This is a genomic window from Candidatus Tumulicola sp., assembly GCA_035601835.1.
Classification (GTDB): Bacteria; Vulcanimicrobiota; Vulcanimicrobiia; order Eremiobacterales; family Eremiobacteraceae; genus DATNNM01.
Genome location: DATNNM010000011.1, coordinates 440,037 through 457,103, shown reverse-complemented (window position 1 = coordinate 457,103; position 17,067 = coordinate 440,037). Strand labels below are relative to the sequence as shown.

Annotated in this window: 16 protein-coding genes and 1 tRNA gene; 5 read left to right on the top strand and 12 right to left on the bottom strand. The window is 63.1% G+C overall.

Annotated elements, in window-relative coordinates:
- The 9 genes from VN934_07015 to VN934_06975 form a co-directional block, all read right to left on the bottom strand.
- A tRNA-Leu gene (locus VN934_07015) sits at positions 1-84 on the bottom strand.
- Between the two features lie 48 nt (positions 85-132).
- Positions 133-1,056: an ABC transporter permease gene (locus tag VN934_07010; protein ID HXM18548.1), complete on the bottom strand. Its 924-nt coding sequence runs from the start codon at positions 1,054-1,056 to the stop codon at positions 133-135.
- An 11-nt stretch (positions 1,057-1,067) separates the two neighbouring features.
- The gene (locus tag VN934_07005) at positions 1,068-2,051 is read right to left on the bottom strand and encodes an ABC transporter permease (protein HXM18547.1); all 984 of its coding nucleotides are present in this window, start codon (positions 2,049-2,051) and stop codon (positions 1,068-1,070) included.
- Positions 2,052-2,085: 34 nt separating this feature from the next.
- The gene (locus VN934_07000) at positions 2,086-2,502 is read right to left on the bottom strand and encodes a hypothetical protein (protein ID HXM18546.1); all 417 of its coding nucleotides are present in this window, start codon (positions 2,500-2,502) and stop codon (positions 2,086-2,088) included.
- A gap of 125 nt (positions 2,503-2,627) precedes the next feature.
- Positions 2,628-3,137 carry an Hsp20/alpha crystallin family protein gene (locus VN934_06995; protein ID HXM18545.1) on the bottom strand — a complete coding sequence of 170 codons (510 nt, stop codon included), beginning with the start codon at positions 3,135-3,137 and terminating at the stop codon, positions 2,628-2,630.
- Complete coding sequence (locus VN934_06990) at positions 3,134-3,961, bottom strand: tyrosine-type recombinase/integrase (protein ID HXM18544.1); 828 nt, start codon at positions 3,959-3,961, stop codon at positions 3,134-3,136. Before VN934_06990 ends, VN934_06995 begins: the two co-directional genes overlap by 4 nt.
- A 288-nt stretch (positions 3,962-4,249) precedes the next feature.
- Positions 4,250-4,537, bottom strand: coding sequence for a hypothetical protein (locus VN934_06985; GenBank protein ID HXM18543.1), 288 nt, complete (start codon positions 4,535-4,537; stop codon positions 4,250-4,252).
- The gene (gene acnA / locus VN934_06980) at positions 4,527-7,322 is read right to left on the bottom strand and encodes an aconitate hydratase AcnA (GenBank protein ID HXM18542.1); all 2,796 of its coding nucleotides are present in this window, start codon (positions 7,320-7,322) and stop codon (positions 4,527-4,529) included. Before acnA ends, VN934_06985 begins: the two co-directional genes overlap by 11 nt.
- 76 nt (positions 7,323-7,398) lie before the next feature.
- A complete protein-coding gene (locus tag VN934_06975; protein ID HXM18541.1) occupies positions 7,399-8,853 on the bottom strand; it encodes an NADP-dependent isocitrate dehydrogenase in 1,455 nt (484 codons plus the stop codon).
- A 102-nt stretch (positions 8,854-8,955) separates the two neighbouring features.
- On the opposite strand from VN934_06975, the gene VN934_06970 reads away from it, so the two are divergent.
- From VN934_06970 to VN934_06960, 3 genes are read left to right on the top strand one after another with little or no spacing between them, the layout of a single operon-like run.
- Complete coding sequence (locus tag VN934_06970) at positions 8,956-9,240, top strand: hypothetical protein (GenBank protein ID HXM18540.1); 285 nt, start codon at positions 8,956-8,958, stop codon at positions 9,238-9,240.
- Between the two features lie 24 nt (positions 9,241-9,264).
- On the top strand, positions 9,265-9,885 hold the full coding sequence (locus tag VN934_06965) for a cytidylate kinase-like family protein (GenBank protein ID HXM18539.1): 621 nt from the start codon (positions 9,265-9,267) through the stop codon (positions 9,883-9,885).
- Between the two features lie 7 nt (positions 9,886-9,892).
- Positions 9,893-10,615, top strand: coding sequence for a hypothetical protein (locus VN934_06960; GenBank protein ID HXM18538.1), 723 nt, complete (start codon positions 9,893-9,895; stop codon positions 10,613-10,615).
- 766 nt (positions 10,616-11,381) lie between these two features.
- On the opposite strand, the gene VN934_06955 is transcribed toward VN934_06960, so the two are convergent.
- Positions 11,382-12,683 carry a pitrilysin family protein gene (locus tag VN934_06955; protein ID HXM18537.1) on the bottom strand — a complete coding sequence of 434 codons (1,302 nt, stop codon included), beginning with the start codon at positions 12,681-12,683 and terminating at the stop codon, positions 11,382-11,384.
- A gap of 59 nt (positions 12,684-12,742) precedes the next feature.
- The gene (locus tag VN934_06950; GenBank protein HXM18536.1) at positions 12,743-13,600 is read right to left on the bottom strand and encodes a hypothetical protein; all 858 of its coding nucleotides are present in this window, start codon (positions 13,598-13,600) and stop codon (positions 12,743-12,745) included.
- Positions 13,601-13,837: 237 nt separating this feature from the next.
- Here VN934_06950 and VN934_06945 point away from each other — a divergent pair, with 237 nt between their 5' ends.
- Entirely contained in the window at positions 13,838-14,374 is a 537-nt protein-coding gene (locus tag VN934_06945) for a sigma-70 family RNA polymerase sigma factor (GenBank protein ID HXM18535.1), read from the top strand.
- The gene (locus VN934_06940; GenBank protein ID HXM18534.1) at positions 14,371-15,072 is read left to right on the top strand and encodes an anti-sigma factor; all 702 of its coding nucleotides are present in this window, start codon (positions 14,371-14,373) and stop codon (positions 15,070-15,072) included. The genes VN934_06945 and VN934_06940 overlap by 4 nt, the downstream gene beginning before the upstream one ends.
- A gap of 581 nt (positions 15,073-15,653) precedes the next feature.
- Here VN934_06940 and VN934_06935 read toward each other — a convergent pair.
- Positions 15,654-16,922 (bottom strand): SUMF1/EgtB/PvdO family nonheme iron enzyme, encoded by a 1,269-nt coding sequence (locus tag VN934_06935; protein HXM18533.1) that lies wholly within the window; start codon positions 16,920-16,922, stop codon positions 15,654-15,656.
- Positions 16,923-17,067: the final 145 nt, after the last annotated feature.

Here is a 17,067-nt window from a genome sequence, read left to right as displayed (position 1 = left end):
TGCCCAGGACAGGACTCGAACCTGCACCGGTTTTACCCGACTAGCCCCTCAAACTAGCGCGTCTACCAATTCCGCCACCTGGGCCGGACGCTACATTACGCCGTGCGATCGAAATTTCCGTTTTCGGTCGCGTTAACTGACGTTGGGGTCGAGCGCGTCGCGCAGGCCGTCGCCCATGTAATTGATAGCCAGCACGGTCACGAAGATGCACAAGCCGGGGAACACCGCGGCCCACCACGCTATCTGCGCGTTTTCCTGCGCGTTGGCGAGCATGCTGCCCCACGACGCCGTCGGGGGCTGGATGCCGAAACCGAGATACGAGAGCACGGATTCCAAGATGATGATGTTGGCGATGTCCAGCGTCGCTTGCACGATGATGGGCGCCATGGCATTGGGCAACAGATGCCGCAAGATGATGCGCGCGCTACCGCCGCCGACCGCTCGCGCTGCCTCGGCGAACTCCTTTTCGCGCAAGCTCAAGAAGGCGGCGCGGACAAGGCGAGCCGCAGTAGGCCACGACAGCAAGCCGATGATGATACAGATCCACACGAAACTGAGCGACGCCTTGTCGGAGACGTTGATGATGATCCCGGTGATGACCAGCAAGAGCGGCAACAACGGAATCGACAGGAACACGTCGGTGATGCGCATCAGGACCCAATCGATCCAGCCGCCGAAGTACCCCGCCACCGCGCCGATGAACGTCCCCACGGTCACCTCTACGATGACCGCGACGAATGCGACGACGAGCGAGATGCGCGCGCCGAACATGAGCCTGGAGAGCAGGTCGCGGCCGATCTCGTCGGTGCCGAGCGAATGACCGTGAATGCCGGGCGCCAAGGGAGAGCCCGACCAGACCGCGTCGATGTCGTTCGGATTGAAGCGCGTGAGCAGCGGGGCGAAGACGGCGGCCAAAATCATCAGAAGGAGCACGGCGGCGCCGGCCAGCGCCAGGCGATGGCGCGTGAATTTCTTCCACGTGAGATGACGCTCGCGGACGTATTCGTCTTCGCCGTGTCCGAGCAGCGGTGGGAGCGTCTGAGTTGCGACTGCCATATCCGCCTGCCTCAGCTATACTTCACGCGCGGGTCGAGCCATCCATAGGCGATGTCCGCGAGCAGGTTGGAGAACACCACGAAGACGGAGATGATGATCAAGTAGCCCATCATCAACCCCAAGTCTTGTTGGCCCAGCGCGGTGATGAATAGCCGGCCCATACCCGGCCACGCGAAGATGGTCTCGGTCACGATCGCGCCGGCGACGATGCCGGGCAGCGAGAGCGCGACGATCGTCACGACGGGCATCAACGCGTTCTTGAGGCCGTGCTTCAGCAGGATGGTCAGGAAGGGCAATCCTTTCGCCGCCGCGGTGCGCATGTAGTCCGTGTGAAGCACTTCTTGCATCGAGGCGCGCGTGAAACGCGACCACGTGGCGATTTGGAGCAGACCAAGCACAGTGACCGGCAGGACGAGATGCCGTATCCTGTCGAGCAGATCGCCGCCCTCCGTGGAGGTCATGCCGGCGGACGGCAGCGAGAAATCAAAGCGGTATCCGAACGCCTGCATATGGATGCCGTAGACCGCGAAGAGCATCTGCAGCATCAACGCGAACCAGAACACGGGCATGGATTGGCCGAAAAACGCGAACGTCGTCACGAAATAGTCGACCGTCGAATACGGCCGAACTGCGGCCACGATGCCGAAGACCAGCCCGACGGCCAGCGACAGGACGAACGCGATCGAAGTCAACTCAAGCGTGGCGGGCAGACGTTCGAGCAGCGCCTCCGTCACGGGGGTCGAGTTCATCTGCGACCAGCCGAGATCGCCGTGCACCAGCGACACGAGCCAGCCCCAGTATTGGAAGATGACCGGCCGATCGAGGCCGAGATTGTGCTTGAGGCGTTCGATGTCGGCTTGCGTGAGGTGCGGATTCTGGGTGTAGGCTGCAAGACCGCCGCCCGGCATCGCATGCAATATCGAGAACAGGATGATGCTGATGAGGATAAGCAGCGGAATCGCCTGCAGCGAGCGGCGGAGGGCGTAGACTACCATGCGTTCCGGGCCTCGTTCGGTTTCATACTTATGACTACGGTAGAACCGCGGTCACCGGTTTACCATCCATCCGACGTACGTCCTCCGCGAGGACCCAGCCGAACCGCCCTCGGATCTTGCCGCTGGTGACCTTTACGCCAACGATGTCGACGTTCTTCGTCGAGAATTTCGGGCGCGCCACCCTGTCCCTGCACTCCGTGGCGGTCGCCGTCGTCCCCGGCTTTGCCAACACGGTGTGCCTGAGCACCATCGCCGTGTTGAAATCGCCGCCCGCATAGCTGATGAGCCTTTGCGCGGAATCCCAGACGAAAACGTCGGGATCGAGCGCGAGCGACGCAAGCATGATGTGGTCACCGCGATTCACGGCGCATGCCTGGGCTTGCCCGCCGGCCCACATCAGCGAAATGATCAGCACAGGGAGCGCCGCAACGCGGGCGCGGCTTAGTTCCATGCGGTGAGCGCGATTCGCTGTCCCGGCCTCACCAGCCTTGTTGGCGCTCGCGGCCGTGCCGGGGATTGCAAGAATGAAAAAAGCGGCGGATCATGCGACCCGCCGCTCGTGTGGGCTTGGCGGACTTAGCCCTTGATCGTGACCTTCTTGGCGGCCGCCGGCTTGGCGGACTGCACTGAGAGCTTCAGGATGCCGTTGTCGTAGCTGGCGGTCACCTGCTCCGCATTGATCTCTTGCGGGAATTGGATCGTGCGCGAGAACTCGGTGCGGCGAATCTCGCGATAGTGATAGCGCGACGATTCATCGGCCTTGTCTTCTTTGGTCTTGCCTGAGACGGTCAGACTGTTGTCGTTGACTTCGATCTCGATGTCGTCTTTCCTCAGGCCGGGCACTGCGAACTCGACGTGGTACTTGCCGTCCTTTTCGAAGACGTCCACTGCCGGTCCCCACGTGGCGGTGAAGCCCATGGCGCCCGGTCGGACCACGCTGTCGAGCAGCGTGTTGACGTTGCGGCGGAAGTTCGCCAGTTCGGCGAGCGGGTTGTACCGGACGAGATCGGTATCGAAGATCGTCTCCAGCTGGGCGCCGTCGCCTGCTTGGATCCGACCGGTGGCGTTGATGCGAGGTAGTGTCATTTTGATTTCTCCTTTTTCTTACTTGCGGTTGGTTTGTTCTCTTTTTTGGTCAGCTTGAGGTGGTAACGCGCCGTGCTGGCGGCATGCGCGTGGCCGAGCATGTCCTGGACTTGCCATAACGTAGCGCCTGCGAAGAACGCCGCTGCCGCTGCGCCTGCGCGCAACTGCTGCATGGTGAGATCCGAGTCCCCGGCGTACTGCCGGAAGAGCCGGTGCGCGCCCGCGTATGAGAGCGCCCGTCCCCCGTTGGCGACGAAGAGGCAATCGGTCTCATCCGAGTGGCGCGTCGCCAGATAGTCTCGCAGGCAATCGCATGCGGCCGCGGTGAGGCGGACCATGCGACTGTCTGACTCGTCGCTGATGCGAAGCGTGCCCGCGCGCAGGTCCACGTCCTCAACCTTGAGGTTGAGCGCTTCGCCTACGCGGAGCCCGTTCTGCCACAGCAGCGTGATCAGCGCTCGATCGCGCGAGCGGTCGATGCGTTGGAACAGTTTACGGACATCCTTTTCGTCGACCGCTTTCGGCACGCTCGCTTCGACTTTCACGCCGCTGCGCGACGCCAACGGATTGACCGCGAGCTCGCCCTGCTCTACGAGGAAGTCGCAAAAGCGGCGAAGCGTGCTGAGGTGGCGGTTCCACGAGCGCTCTGCGACCTCGAGCGAGTCGAGGTGCTGGCGCACGAGGCCCGCAAACGCGTTGCCCGAGATCATCTCTCCGGCTTCGCGCATCAGTCCGAAGAGATCGGCCCGATAATTGCGGACAGTCGTATCGGCTTTACCGTCAGTGCGTTCGTGATCGAGAAACTGGTCGATCAGATCGTCCAACGGAAGGCCTCTGCTGCGACTGGTCTTTGCTGCCATACCTCAACTATAGAGAGCATATGGCAAAAAGTCAATATATCATAAGATACATTGACGTCAATATATCATAGTGGGACTGGATTATTCCCATTTTTCGGGACGAGCCTTTGGGGTCGGGACAAGCCTTAGGGTACGATATTTATACGTCAGGTTTGCCGGTTCGTATCTGATGGACTCGCGTCCGAGGAGTCGATCGTGAACCGAAGCGGCCTGACATCCGAAGCCGTGCGCTCCATCAGGGCGCACGGCTTACTATTTCAAATAGCGGCGGACGAAGAAGTCGGCGTACCAGTTCTCCCACGTGGCGCCCGGAGCTTCGAAGGTCTGCGTCTTGTCCGCCAGTACGAGCAAGTAGATGAGGTCGCTCTTGATGATCGTGGCTTGCAAGCTCTTGTCAAAGCCCTGCTCCAAGAGCCGCCCCGAATACCAGATCGACCAGTCCGCATCCACGCCGTCGGTCGCCTTGAACGCGACGTGATGATCCTCAGACGTCTGATGCAGCAGGGCTGCCAGCTTTGCTTTGAGCTCCTCATGCGCCATTGTTTTGTGCCCCGCGTGCGTGAAGTTGGCGCAATACGTACTGCAAGATGCCGTCGTGCTTGTAGTATTCCGCCTCGTCCGGCGTGTCGATGCGCGCCCTTACGGTAAAAGTTCTTGCAGCGCCATCCGGCCCAACGGCTCGCACGGTCAATTGTTTCCCGACGCCCACGCCGCCCGCGATGCCCTCGATATCGTAGGTCTCTTCGCCGCTGAGGCCGAGCGATGCCGCAGACTCTCCGCGTTGGAATTGGAGCGGGAGCACTCCCATGCCGATGAGGTTGCTGCGATGGATGCGCTCAAAACTCTCCGCGATCGCCGCGCGGACGCCGAGCAGGCGCGGACCCTTGGCGGCCCAGTCCCGCGAGGAGCCGGTGCCGTATTCCTTGCCGGCGAGAACGACCAGCGGCGTACCTTCGATCGCGTACTGCATGGCCGCGTCATAGATCGACATCTCTTTGCCGTCGGGCAAGTGGCGTGTCACGCCGCCCTCCGTGCCTGGCGCGAGCTTGTTGCGCAGCCGCACGTTGGCGAACGTGCCGCGCACCATCACTTCGTGATTGCCGCGCCGCGCGCCGTACGAGTTGAAATCCAGCGGGTCAACGCCTTGGGAGATCAGATACTTGCCGGCCGGCGTGTTCTTGCCGATGTTGCCCGCCGGCGAGATGTGATCGGTCGTCAAACTGTCGCCGAATATGGCGAGCACGCGCGCGCCCGTGATGTCGCGCAGCGGCGGCGGCTTTGCCGTGATGCCGTCGAAGAACGGCGGCTTGTGCACGTATGTGGATTTCGGATCCCACGCAAAGCGCTCGCCCGGCGGCACGGGCAACGAGCACCAGCGTTCGTCGCCGCCGAACGCGTCGGCATATTCGCGGCGGAACATCGCCTCGGCGACGCACTCGCCTACGGTCTTCTTGATCTCGTCGTTGGACGGCCAGATGTCGTGCAAGAACACGGGCTTGCCGTCGCTGCCTTCGCCGAGCGGCTCGTTGAGGAGATCGATCTCCATGGTGCCGGCGAGCGCGTACGCGACGACGAGCGGCGGCGACGCCAAGTAGTTCGCGCGGACTTGCGGGTGGATGCGCCCCTCGAAATTGCGGTTGCCGGACAGCACCGAACACACCACGAGATCGTGCTCGGTGACGGTGTTGGCGATGGGTTCGTCGAGTGGGCCGCTGTTGCCGATGCACGTGGTGCAGCCGTAGCCGACGAGGAAGAACCCGAGCCGCTCCAGATACGGCGTGAGGCCGGCCTTGGCGAGATACTCGGTGACGACTTTGGAACCGGGCGCGAGGCTTGTCTTGACCCACGGCTTGCTCGTGAGCCCGCGCTCGACCGCTTTCTTCGCCAGCAGGCCGGCGCCGACCATCACGCTCGGGTTCGAGGTGTTCGTGCAGCTCGTGATGGCGGCGATGACCACCGCGCCATCGCAGATCTCGACGTCGCCGTTGGGGCTCGCGTAGGTCGCTCGACGGCGGTCGATCGGCGCGAGCGTCGCGACGGTCGCCACGCTGCCGCCTTCGCTGGCCCAATCCGCCACCGCCGGCGCGGGTGCCTTCGGCGCGGGGCGCCCTTCCGCGAACGCGCGCATGGCTTCTTCAAACGCTTGCTTGGCGGTCTTGAGCGGCACGCGGTCTTGCGGACGGCGCGGACCGGCTAGGCTAGGCTCGACGCTGGCGAGATCGAGATCGAGCACGTCGGTGAAGAGCGGCTCGGCGGAGTCATCCGATCGGAACAGGCCTTGCGCCTTCGCATAGGCGCGAACCAGTGCGATCTGTTCGTCACTGCGGCCGGTGAGGCGCAAGTAGGTGAGCGTCTCTTCGTCGATCGGGAAGATCGAGATCATGCAGCCGAACTCGGGCGACATGTTGCCGATGGTCGCGCGGTCCGCGAGGCTCAAGTTCGAGAGACCCGCGCCGAAGAACTCGACAAATTTCTCGACCACGCCCTTCTTGCGCAACATCTCGGCGACGGTGAGCACGAGATCGGTCGCGGTGGATCCCTCGGGCAGTTTGCCCCGGATGCGGAAGCCGATCACTTCCGGGATCAGCATCGAGACGGGTTGGCCGAGCATCGCGGCCTCTGCCTCGATGCCGCCGACGCCCAAGCCGAGCACGCCGAGGCCGTTGATCATGGTGGTATGCGAATCGGTGCCGACCAGCATGTCCGGATATGCCTCGCTCTCTCCGCTCGTCGTGTCGCGGAATACCACGCGCGCAAGGTACTCGAGGTTGACTTGATGGACGATGCCGGTGTCCGGAGGCAGCGCTCTGAAACGGTGCAGCGCTTTTTGGGCCCATTTGAGGAGCTGGTAGCGTTCTTTGTTGCGCGAGAACTCCATGTCGGCGTTGATCTTGAAAGCGCCGGCGTTTCCGTAAGCATCGACTTGGACGGAGTGATCGATGACCAACTCGACGTCTTGCAGCGGATTGATCCGGTTCGGATCGCCGCCGAGGTCGGCCATGGCGTCGCGCATGGCGGCGAGGTCGACCACGCACGGCACGCCGGTGAAATCTTGCAGCAGCACGCGCGCGGGGCGGAACGCGATCTCGCGGTTCGGCGGGGCTTTCGGATCCCACGAAGCAAGCGTCACGATGTGCTCTTTGGTGACCGAGCGCCCGTCTTCGAAGCGCAGCAGGTTTTCGAGCAGGATCTTGAGCGAATACGGCAGCTTTTCGACATGTCCGACGTTGGCCTCAGCCAGCGCGCCTAAGCGGTAGTAGGTCGACTTCTTTCCGCCGACATCAAGCGTGGCTTTGCTCTTGAAACTGTCGATCTTCGTGGCCATACGAGACGCTTCGCGGACCAAAGCGGGCGACCTCCGAGCTCGCTTCGCTCGCTCGGAACACTACATCGGGCGCCGCCTATTCGCCGGAGCCGGTTGAGTAGCCGGGTTGGCCGTCGAAGGTCTGCAGATTCTCCGTTTGGATGAAGTCGAAACCGGCCGCGGACACGCGGTCGAGCAGCTTCACGACTTGTGCATGTGCGATCGATGCGCCTTGCGCTTTCGCCATGAAGCGGCAGCGCCATTGGTCCGTCGTCTTGGTCTCCGGTATCCCGCCCGGCCACACTTTGGTGCCGCGGTTGAAGATGAGGCGCAGTTGTAGATCGTCGCCTTGCAGCGGTGCGAGCGCCGTGCCAAGTTCGTCGGGCGAGCCTTTGCGCCAATCGAGGAACACGTCCACGCCGACGATCGCCTTCTTCACCTCGGTGCCGGCCTTGGCAGCGGCACGCGGCGCCGCTTGCGCGGGCGCATTCTTGTAGGAGACGGCTTTCAGCTTCTCCGGCTTGCTCCCGATACGCGCGATCACGGCCTGCGCGAACTCCATGGTCCCGACCTTTTCTTTGCTCGTGCCTTCTTTATATATGTCGTAGGTATGGATGCCGTCTTCGAGCGTGCGCAGCCAGGCGTTGTGGAAGCGCTCGGCCACGTCGATCTGCTCGATATGCACCAGCATCAGCACCGCCCCCAGCATCAGGCCGGACGGGTTGGCGACGTTTTGGCCTGCGCGCCGCGGCGCCGATCCGTGGATCGCCTCGAACATCGAACACGTCTCGCCGATGTTCGCCGAGCCGGCCAAGCCGACCGAGCCGGCGATCTGGGCGGCCACGTCGGAGAGAATGTCGCCGTACAGATTGGGCAGCACCAGCACGTCGAACGCTTCGGGAGTGTCCGCGAGTTTGGCCGCCCCGATGTCGACGATCCAGTGCTCTTTTTCAATGTCGGGATACTCAGGCGCGATCTCGTCGAAGATCTTGTGGAACAATCCGTCCGTGATCTTCATGATGTTGTCTTTGGTGAAGCAGGTGACTTTCTTCCGGTTGTGGCGGCGCGCATACTCGAACGCGTAGCGCACGATGCGCTCGGTGCCCGGGCGCGAGATGAGTTTCAAGCACTGCGTGACGTCGCGTGTCTGTCGATACTCGATGCCGCCGTACACGTCTTCTTCATTTTCGCGGACGATGACCACGTCCATGACCGGGTGCTTGGTGGCCACGTACGGATAGTACGAGACGCACGGCCGCACGTTGGCGTACAGTCCAAGCGTCGTGCGCGTCGTGACGTTGAGGCTCTTGAAGCCGCCGCCTTGCGGCGTGGTGATCGGGGCTTTGAGGAAGACCTTGGTGCGGCGCAAAGATTCCCAAGACTCTGGCGCGATGCCGGTCGGATTGCCCGACAAGTACACTTTTTCGCCGATGTCGATGACGTCGATGTCGAGGCGCGCTCCCGCCGCCTTGAGCACCTCAAGGGTGGCGCGCATGATCTCGGGGCCAATGCCGTCGCCATAGGCGACCGTAATGGGCGTGTTGCCGGCCATGATATTCCTCTGCAGTCGGATTGCGTGCTCGGAGTTGACTCGGGAGTTCAAGGAATCCGCAGGACGAGCCTCCGGGCGAGGCTAATGCGAACGCCGCTCACCATGAAGAAGTCTCAACAGATCGCCGCGCGCTTCACGCAGCTCCGAGATGCGACGGCAGCCATCGATTGGTTTCGCAACCAAGCCATCGATCCGGCCGCGATCGGCGCCTTTGCGGTGCCGCCCGACGGCCAGCCTCGTCCGCCGCGCGCCGGTGACAACGCTCGCACCGATCTCGGTTGGATCGTGTCGCTCGATCTGAATCGGGCACGGATTTCCCGGAAGGACGCGGTGGCCACGCTGCGGCGCGAAGGCGGTTCACTGATCGGCCGCGCGCCGGACGGCTAGAGGGATCTAAAAGGAGCGGCCGGCGTGATCGTAGCGATCGCCCGCGAACTCGGCGCCGGAGGACACGCGGTCGGCGAGGCGGTCGCGCGCCTGCTTCGCGTCGAGTTGCTCGACAACGAGATCGTCGATTTGGTCGCCGCACGCATGGGCGCGCCGACCTCGTACGTGGCCGAGCGCGACGAACAGGTCGAAAGCTTCGCCGATCGCCTCATCCGCGTCTTCACGGCAGCGCATCCGGAAGAATACGGCGCGCAGGCCTTGCCGGACTGGTCGGAAGACCGGCTCGTCCAACTCACCAACGACATCATCAAGGAGCACGCCGCTTCAGCGTCGCTCGTGGTCATCGGACGCGGCGCGCCGATGCTGCTCAAGGACAGGCCGGATGTGCTGCGCGTCTTCGTCACCGCGCCGAACGAGGTCCGGATCAAGCGCGTCTGCGAACGCACCAGCGTCACGCTTGAAGAAGCCGCGCGCGAGATCAAGAAATCAGATCAGCGTCGCACTGCGTATCTCAAGGAGCACTATGGAGTGGAGTGGCGCGAACCGCACAACTACGATATCGTGGTGGATACGGGGCGCTTCACGATCGATCAGGCCGCTCAGCTGATCGTGGATGCGGCGACATTGATTGAATCGCATGAATAACCGTTTGATGATTCGGGTCGCGATCGTCGGTGTCGCGCTGCTTTGGTTCTCCTCGACCGCATGCTATGGCGACGGGTCGAGCGGCGGCCTGCGCCTTGTCAACCAGGCGCTCGACCCGGGCGTTGAGATTGAAAGCTTCGCTTGGATAAACAGCCTCACGTCGATTAGCGGGTTTCGCGAAGCTCCAGGCTTGATTCTGCGGGTGCCCTGCTTTAGGCAGGATCTGGAGAAACGAGCTGCACTTCACACGACCTACCCGGACCTGCAGATCCACACGCCAGACTCGCTATCGTGGTGCAGACCGCAACGGATCCCGCGAGGCGCTGACGCTGGGCGATATATCGATCAGCACGGCCATGTCTTTGCACGCCAACCGGCGCTTTCCGGCGCCGCGGCTCCTCCCCCAGCGCATGCGATGACGGAAATTGGGGCCGGCGGTGTCATGCAGGTTTTCGATCCACCAGTCGAAGTTAAAGATTCCGAGTGGATGACGAGCCTCACGACGTTCAGCTCGTTTCCCGGCGCTCCAGGTTTGATTCTGAGGGTGCCCTGCTTTCGGAAGGATCTTGGCAATCCGCCCTCACCTAACCCGGTACTTGTCCTGAGGCCTCCGCTGCAAATGCCAAAGTTCTCATCCGTGTGGTGTGCTGCCAAACAAATTCCGCGCGGCGAGTGGGCGGGCCGGTACGTTGAGGTAAACGGTGAAGTTATTGTTCCGCCGCCCCGCTAACCGCTGCTTAGACGCGATCGAACAGCATGAATAACCCCATGATTCGTGGTGCGATCATCGGTGTCGCGATACTTGGGTTCTTCTCGATCGCATGCTATGCCGACGGATCGAGCAGCGGCTTGCGCGTTGTCACGCAGACGTTCGATCCGCCCATTACGACTGGGACTGTCGAGTGGATAACGAGTCTCACAGCAATCAGTGGGTTTCGCGGGGCTGCAGGCTTGATTCTGCGGGTGCCTTGCTTTAGGCAGGACCTACTAAAACGGGCCGTGGAGGAGAGAACTTACCCACAAGTGCACTTTCGCACGCCAGGTTTGCAATCGTGGTGCCGGCCGCAACGAATCCCGCGGGGGGCTTACGCTGGGCGATACGTTGACGAGCACGGCCGTCTCTTTGCGCGACAAACGACGGTTCCCGGTGGCGTTCCGCCCGTGCCGGATACATCACAAAAGCAAATGGAAGGCGGCGCAATTTTGCAGGTCTTCGATCCGCCCGTCGAGATCGAAGACTCTTCGTGGATGATAAGTCTCACGACCGTCCGCAGGTTTCCCGGGGCTCCAGGCTTGATTCTGCAGGTTCCTTGTTTTTCGGGGTATCTCGGCGTTCAACCGTCACCCGGCCCTACGCGTATCCAGACCATTGCCATGCCAAGACCAAGGCCAAGATATCAGTCCTCGTGCGCACCCCAGCGAGTCCCGCGCGGAGACGACAAGGGTCTATATGCCATGCAGGACGGTTACATCGTACCGCCGCCGCCCTAAGAATCCTAGCCGCGGGCGGCGTCGAGCGCGGGGCCTTCGCCGATCGCGCACGTCACGCCCGAATCCCAGCGGATCTTCTCCTTCACGAAATCGTTGAAGTCCGAGACGCGAAACGTTCGGAGCATCGCCAGTTCTTGCGCGGGCGTGACGAGCGGCTGGTCGAACAGCGTGAGCTCCGCGTAGCGCGATGCCTGATACGCGTTCCAATCTCCCATCAGCGTGATCTGGGCGCTCAGCGAATCTCGGCCGCGTTCGAACTCGTCGAGCGAAAAGCCATGATGCGTTTCCTCGAGGATCCGCTTCATCTCGCGCACGCCGATCCCGGCGCGACCGCGACCCACCGCCGCCATCGCGCTCATCACGCCGGCGCGCGAATAAAAATCCTGGGTGGCGTAGACGTCGTAGGCGAGTCCCGAGCGTTCGCGCAAACCATCCCACAATCGGCTGCCGTCGCCGTCGCCGATGAGCGTCTGTGCGAGTTGCGTGCGCAGGACGGCGCCGTATCCGTCTGGGTACGACGGAGTGATCGTCGACATCGAGAACCATACCTGCTGCGTGTTCGAACGGCGCAGGATCTTGGAGCGGCGGCCCTGGCGCAGCGGCGGCTCGTAGTACGCGCCCGACTGCGCTTTGGGAATGACCGCACCCGGCGCAGGGCGCCAACCCCCGAAATGCCGCTGCGCGACGTCGAGCATCTCGCTCTCTTCAAGCACACCGGCCATGCTGAGGATCGCGTTGCGCGGGTGGAAATACCGGCGGTGATAGCGCCGCACCTGCGCGCGCGTGATGTCGCGCACCGACGCGCGCGTGCCCCCGATATCGCGGCCGAGCGGGTGCGCGCCCCACATCGCGGCGTCGGTCAGCGCCTCGATGCGTTTGCTTGGATCGTCTTGCCAGTCGCGCAGTTCTTCCAGCACCACTTGGCGTTCGGTTTCGATGTCAGGATGTGCGAAGAGCGGGTGGCGCGTCACGCTACTCAACAGATGCAGCGCGTCCGACGTTTTGTGCGACGGCACGGTGCCCGATAGCGAGACGATCTCTTTGGTCGTGCCCGGATCGAAGCGGTTGCCGCAGCGCTGCATCGCCGCGGCGAGCTGCGCGCGCGAGTAGTCGCTCGTCGCTTTGAAGAGCAAGTGCTCGAGGAAATGCGCCAGCCCGGCCGCTTCCGGCGGATCGTAGATCGAACCGGCGCGCACCGCAAGCGCGATGCTCACGGCGTCGCCGCCGGGGATATGCGTGGTCACGACGCGCAGACCATTGCGCAGCCGGTGAGTCGTCGGCTTTGGCGTTTTTTTGATGCGGGGCATGGCGAGGCTGGGGTGCTTTCTTTGGACGGAGGGGGGATTGTAGACTTCGCACCCCTCTATCACGCATCCGGGTCGGGCAGGGACGTGCAAAATGGGGGTTTCTCGACCAGCCAAGCGTCCCGTTTTGTGGAATTAAAGCCCGACCAGGCGAACGTCCATGCGAAGACGCTCAGAAGCGCGCCGACCAAAATCGCACTGACCGCGAGATCCGCAGCCGGCGAGCGCCACCCCAGCGCTTGGGCAAGTTCGTAGGCGCCCACGGACAAGGCCAACGCGGTCACGGTGATCATCCACACGCGCGTCGCGCGGACGAGCTCCAGCGGATGGCGCGTGCACAGCTTATGCACCAAGAGGCTGTCGAGCGTATCGGTGACCGCCATGCCCAGCGAAAAGATCGAGCCGATGAGCACGCCTGCGAGCACGCCGCCGCCGCTCGTGAACGCGAGCGCGTAGGTCGCGACCTGACTCGAAGTGTCGAATCCGAGTCCGAAGAGCAGACCGATGGGGATCGCCGCTAAGGGGCTTGTGGCCGCCCGCAATGCTTTGGGAAGCATGGCGGTTTTTGGGCCGGCCACGGGACCGATCTTGCCGACGGCGAGTGCGCGCAGGTTCAAACCGCCGATGACGAACAGCGTGATGATGCTGAACCACGTGCCGATCGCTTCGAGCAGCGCGCCGTGCGCTGCGATGCGGCTGCCGAGCAGCCCCGCAAGCGCCGCGATCGACAAGACCATGAGGGAGTGGCCGCCGGCGAAGAGCGTGCCGACGAAGCGGCTGAGGCGCCGGCGGGTCAGCGAGTTGCGCGTGAGGTTGTCGATGGCGGCGAGATGGTCCGGGTCGGCGCCGTGCCGCAGGCCCAATGCGAACACGGTGAAGGCGGTGACGCCGAAACTCGTTGCGATGATCGGGGCGATCACGTCTACACCTCTCTTGCCGACGTCATATGGTTAGTCGGTAATCCGTTCTGCGCCTACGTTCGTTCAAGAAGACGTGAGCGGTCGGAGGTGCGGCCGGCTGCACGAACACCTCCGATGACAGAACTTATCGCAGCTTTCCCTCCTCCCAACCCGTTCGGCGGCTTGGCCGCCGAACGGGGATTTTTTGCGCCCCGCGCGCCAGGCGTTGCCCATTTGCGGACAGAAACAGGCCCCCGAATGAGCGATGACAGCGCGTTGATGCGGCGTGTGCGCACCGGCGACGCGGAAGCGTTTGCGGTTTTGTACGACCGCTACTCTGCGCTTGTCTTCGGCGTGGCAAAGCGCGTGCTCGGCAACCAGACGTCGGCTGAGGACGTCACCCAATCCGTCTTCCTTTCCTTGTGGTCCAAGCCCGACGCGTTCCAGGGCGGCAACCTTGGGGCGTGGGTCGCGACGATCGCGCGCAACGCGTCCATCGACATCCTGCGCAGCGCGGCCGTGCGCACCCGCGAACCCGAACTGTCCGCGAATATCCCGTCCGGCGACGTCATCGACGAAGAAGTTTTCGAGCGCGTGCGCGCCGGACAGGTCAGCGGCGCTCTGCAAAGGCTGCCGCAGGAGCAGCGCGACGCGATCGAACGCGCTTATTTCGAAGGACTCTCGTATCGGGAAGTCGCCGAGCAATTGGGCGCACCGCTCGGCACCGTCAAGAGCCGCATCCGGGCCGGACTTCGGCGCCTGTCCGAGACGTTGCGCGGAGTGCAAGCGTCATGATGCAGCAGCACGACGACATGCTTGAACTCGCTGCGCTCTACGCGCTTGGCGCGCTGCCACCCGACGAAGCGCGCGACGCCGCAGCGCACATCCTGCAATGCGCGCAGTGCCGCGCCGAATACAACAACGCGACGCTGGCGGTGTTCGGCCTGGCGGCATCTGCTGCGCAACGCCCGGCTCCAGCCTTACGCGCGCAGATCCTTGCGAAGATCTCGCCGGCGGCCGGCAAGCGCGCCGCACCAGCGCTGCCGCGGCCGTCCATGTGGCAGAGCCCGGCGTGGATGCTGGTGGCGGCGGCGGCGGTCGTCGTGGTGTTCGTCGCGACGTGGTATGGCCAGATCATGAATCAGCGGACGCAGGTGGCGAGAATGGAAAGCCATCCTTCGTGGACCATCGCGTGCGCCGCCACGCCGTGCCCGTTCAGCGGACGGGTCGTACTTTTGAGCGGCCGGTTGATGCGCCTAGAGGCGCACGGCTTGCGGCCGCTGCCCGCCAACAAAGTGTATCAGGCGTGGTACATCCCCAAGGGGGCCAAGCCGTTTCCGGCTCCGACGTTCACCGCGACGGCGAGCGGCGATGCGGTTGTTGCGATTGCGGCCGCCGCGCGTAAGGGCATGCTCGTGGCGGTGACGATCGAGCCGAAGGGCGGCTCGAAGCAGCCGACCACGAAACCGTTCCTGGTCGCCGCGATCAACTAATGGGGGCGGGTCGCGATATACTGAACGCAGCGGTTAGTCGCCCGGTAGTGATCGCTGGAATAGCGATCGCGATTGTTGTGGGCGTGGGGATAGGTTGGGGATTAAGCCAGTTGTCGCTTGCGCCGCCAGAAATTTCCGCGACGGCCTCGCAACAGGTCGCCCGCGCTCGCCAAACGCTACCCATGAAAGAACGCTCGTTATCGTACGCCAGACCAGCCCCAACCTTTACCATCGCGGCTCACTGCTGGATCTACGATAAGATCTTCCCGGCGACAACGACTGCGTACAAGAGCCAGCATCTGACGCTGGCCGAGCGACACGAGGTTGAGAAATGGGCCGCCAAGGTGCCGTCGTCTGAGCGGTCGTCGGTGCGATGGATGCGGGACGAAAAAAGCTTGCTTATCTTCATCAAGAGGCCAATCGCTAATCCTAGCTGGAATGGCCACGGTAGCGACCCTGGATACGCTCCGTGGGTCGAGCTTAACGGATATGGAAATGTCCTCATCGACCCGCTACGATGTTGGATTTATCCCTACTCTAAAGCATGAAGCAATTCATTCGCGCTATTTCGGTCGCGCTGGTCAGTTTACGGTGCGGAATTTCGCATACACGTACGGATAATTCGGCCGGAACCAGTTGCGGAGACTGCGCCGGATGAGCTCGCGCGCGGTCACCGCCGAGGCGCCCTTCATCACGTAGTGCTGTCCGTCGAAGAAATCCGACGAATACGGCGGATAGGTCTTCATCGGCGCGAAGCCCGGTAGCGGCCCGAAGACGGTCGACGTCCATTCCCAGCCGTTGCCGACCAGATCGTGGACGCCCCACGCGCTGGCGCCTGCCGGGTACGAGCCAGCGGGCACGGGATCGTAGCGCTCCAGTCCAAAGTTGCCTCGCGTGCTGTCGGGAGCGGCGTCGCCCCACGGCTGCGGCCGCTCTTCGCCGCCCGCCGTGCCGTACGCCGCGCGATGATATTCGCCTTCGCTCGGCAAGCGGCGGCCCTGCCAGCGAGCATAAGCGGTCGCCTGCTCCTGCGTCACGTACGCCGGCCACGCCAACGGCAGCGGGATCTCGTCGAACATCGCCGACTGATGCCATTCGTCGCCGCGGCGCACCCAGAACGGCGCGGGCTCGCCGCCGGCATCCACGAACTTCAGCCAATCCGCGTTGGTCACGCTGTGCGCGTCGATCTCAAAAGCCGGCACGTCGACACGCGTTTCCTCAAATTCGTTATCCCAGCCGAACACGACATCGCTCGATCGGGCTCCGAGCGTTGCTTTCCCCGCCGGTATCGCGATCCGTTTGCCCGCGGGAACTTCACCGTCGCGCGGCTTTTGCGCGCCGGCCGGGCGCCGCTTTTCGGCTACCGGCAAGCGGTGGAGCATGTAGAGGAACGTCTCGTGATGCATCGGTTCGTGCTCGAGAATCGTGTAAGCGCCTTGACGCGAGAGCGCAGGCGCTTTGTGTCCTTGCCGGGTGATGTCATCGAGCGCCGAGATCACCGCTGCATCCCAGAGGGAGGCGAGACGACGCACTTCTTCGCGGGTCGGCCATTCCGTCACGCTTTGCGCCTGTGCGGTCTTCAGGTCATCGGGATCGATGCCGCGCTGGAAGAATTTTTCGAAATGCTCGTCGATCGGCGGCTGGCCAAGCGCTCCGCGATTCAGCGTGATGTAGCTGAACGCCGGCAGATGGCCCTCGTAGAACTCGATCGGGTGGCGCAGCGGAATCGGACGCGCGAGATAGTCTTCGGGTACCGGGATAGCGAAGAGTTGCGCGGTTATTTCGCGGTTTCGCCGGTACCAAGCGGTCAGCCGCGCGCTGACGTCTGGCCGTACATCCGTCTGAGCCATGTCGAGCCTCCGGGTGGTGTGATGGGAAGACGGCGGTTTCGGCGCGGGCGGATTCGCGCCTTTCGCATGTGGAACGAAAAACCGGGGCTAAAGCCCCGGCACTACATAAACTGGAACGATCGACCGGGGCTAAAGCCCCGGCACT